The organism is Barnesiella sp. (assembly GCF_022723415.1).
GTDB classification, from domain to species: domain Bacteria; phylum Bacteroidota; class Bacteroidia; order Bacteroidales; family Barnesiellaceae; genus Barnesiella; species Barnesiella intestinihominis.
Window position 1 is genome coordinate 1 of the sequence record NZ_JAIJHU010000111.1, and the last position, 2600, is coordinate 2600.

General features: G+C 42.6%; 2 protein-coding genes. Both read left to right on the top strand.

The window, feature by feature from the left end; genetic code table 11:
- Positions 1 to 399 precede the first annotated feature (399 nt).
- Positions 400 to 1044: an HU family DNA-binding protein gene (locus tag QVD32_RS12780; RefSeq protein ID WP_287710328.1), complete on the top strand. Its 645-nt coding sequence runs from the start codon at positions 400 to 402 to the stop codon at positions 1042 to 1044.
- A gap of 94 nt (positions 1045 to 1138) precedes the next feature.
- Positions 1139 to 2600, top strand: a 1462-nt coding sequence (locus tag QVD32_RS12785) for a PD-(D/E)XK nuclease domain-containing ATP-binding protein (RefSeq protein WP_287710329.1), incomplete at its 3' end; no start/stop codon positions are given.

Below are 2600 nucleotides of genomic sequence, written 5' to 3' on the forward strand. Positions count from 1 at the left end.
ACTTTTATCTGAAAGTAAGGTTATAAGGTGGTAATTATTTCGTTTTTTTCTATTAGAAATAGGGATTTGTGCCATAACCTCTGCTTCCTTTTTGTCCTTCAGACTTATATAAACTCAATTTCGTCCTTATATAAACTTGTTTTCGACCTTGTACCAACTTCCTGTCAGCCTAATGTAAAACCTATAGAAGCCTACTGCCAACTGTTTCGCCTAATCTTGATTTGCGGGAATATAGCTAATGCTTGGTTAAATTTAAGCTATATTTAAGCAAATATAGCTTAAACTATGCAAAAGGTAGTAGGCTTCTGAGGCTTTTGTGCAGGGAAAGTTGTAACTTTACAGCCGTAAGATACAAACTTTATATAAGGAATCAACTCATAACATATAAGGAATTAAGCTATGGCAAGATATATCAAGCAAGAAATGCCAGACCTACAAGGAACTGGCGAAACCAAGTGTTACTATAGGCTGGAGAAGCGACAGAACCTCTCCACCAAGGAGTTTTTGAAGAAGGCAGGCGCTCATGGCATCCTCGATGATGGCATATTGGAACATGCGCTCAGCAAGATAGCCGAGCAACTGGTGGAGGAACTGGCGGATGGCAATACTGTAACCCTTGATGGTATAGGTACCTTCCAGGCAACGCTTGGCGTGAAGAAAGACAAGGAGATGGATACTATCGACGGCGATGAGACCAAACGCAATGCCAAGAGCATCGAGGTGAAAAACGTGCGCTATGTGTCGGACAAGGATTTGGTGAGAGACGTGAACCTACAGTGCAAACTGTCGAGGGCAGGAGTGAGACGAGTGAACAACTCTCCTTACAGCAAGGAGCAACGCCTGAAGTTAGTGCAAGACTATCTCGCCGACCCAGCCCATCCCTTCATGCGAGTTGCCGACTATGCCGAACTGACAGGATTGCCTCGCTCTTCCGCCACAAAGGAGCTTCGAACATTCGCCGAAGACCATTCGAATGGCATTGCTACGGATGGGCGAGGGACGGCCAAGGTGTATGTGAAGAGAAAAGAAATTGAAGGTGTATGAGTTATTACCACCATACCCATTGTTTTATGGCAAAAAGTTTTGTGGTTAAGGAAAAATACCTTATCTTTGCCATTGTAATGAAACGATAGAGCTTATGAAAGGCAGAAAATATCCATTAGGAATACAAACGTTCGAAAGAATTGCCAAGGAAAATTATGTGTACATAGACAAGACAGAGCTTCTCTATAATTTGACACATGAGAGCACATGTTGCTTTCTGACTCGTCCAAGGCGATTCGGAAAGTCGCTTCTTATAACTACCCTCAAAGCATACTTTGAGGGCAAGAAAGACTTGTTTAAAGGATTAGCCATTGATGCATTGGAGACGGAGTGGACAAGCTATCCTGTACTCCATTTCGACCTTAGCTGTAATAAATATTACTGCATAGAGAATATTCACTCTACACTTAATATGCTGATTAGTGATTATGAAAAGGCTTACCATATTGAAAGTACCCCGAACGTATCATATAGTGACCGTTTAAACAAAGTGATAGAAGCAGCAGTAGAGCAAACTGGGCATAAAGCAGTAATCCTTATAGATGAATACGATGCACCTATGCATGACTCTATAAAAAATGAGAGATTGCAGGATGAGATACGTGACATCATGCGAGGTTTCTTCAGTCCGTTGAAGGCTGAGGAAAACAACCTCCAGTTTGTCTTTATGACGGGCATCTCCAAGTTTAGCCAACTAAGCATCTTCAGTGAACTTAACAATATCACCAACATCAGTATGGAGGATGAGTACAGTAGCATCTGTGGCATCAGCAAGGAAGAACTCCTTGACTATTTCCATGATGATATCGAAGACTTGGCAAAGGCTCGGAAGATGACTTTTGCCGAAGCTGTCGCCCAACTCAAATTCCATTATGATGGTTATCACTTCAGCGGGAATGGAGCAGATATATTCAATCCTTATAGCTTGCTCAATACGTTCAGGGTCAATAAGTTCAATAGTTACTGGTTCTCTACGGGTACTCCGACTTTTCTTATAGAATTGTTGAAGGAAAAGAATCTCGACATGCTCCAGATGGAGGATATATGGACTAACTCTGATCGCTTCGACACACCTACGAAAAAGATAACAGACCCGATACCAGTTTTATATCAAAGTGGTTATCTTACCATCAAGGATTACATAGAGATGGCAGATACTTACAAGCTTGCCTTCCCTAATGAGGAGGTGCGCAAGGGATTTTCCAACAGTCTCTTCCGTTACTATGCTCCTGATGGAATGGATGACCGCGACGCCATCTATATGGCTTGGGCAAAGAACTTTATTCTGAGCGATGAGGACAACATGGAGGCATTCCTCCCTCATCTCCAGACCTTCTACAAGAAGTTCCCATATACGCTGATAAACAACAATGAGCGTCACTACCAAGCCGTGCTCTACACCATATTGTTAATCCTCGGATGTGATGTTACTCCAGAGGTACCAACATCTGATGGCAGAATCGACATGGTGCTAAAGACCAAGCGCAGCGTCTATATATTGGAACTGAAATACAAGAAGGATGCTGAGGCAGCGATGGAGCAAATCGACAGCAAGG

What these genes read in the sequence shown, in the direction of transcription:
- QVD32_RS12780 (WP_287710328.1), top strand. Translation starts at nt 400, where the DNA reads ATGGCAAGATATATCAAGCAAGAAATGCCAGACCTACAAGGAACTGGC.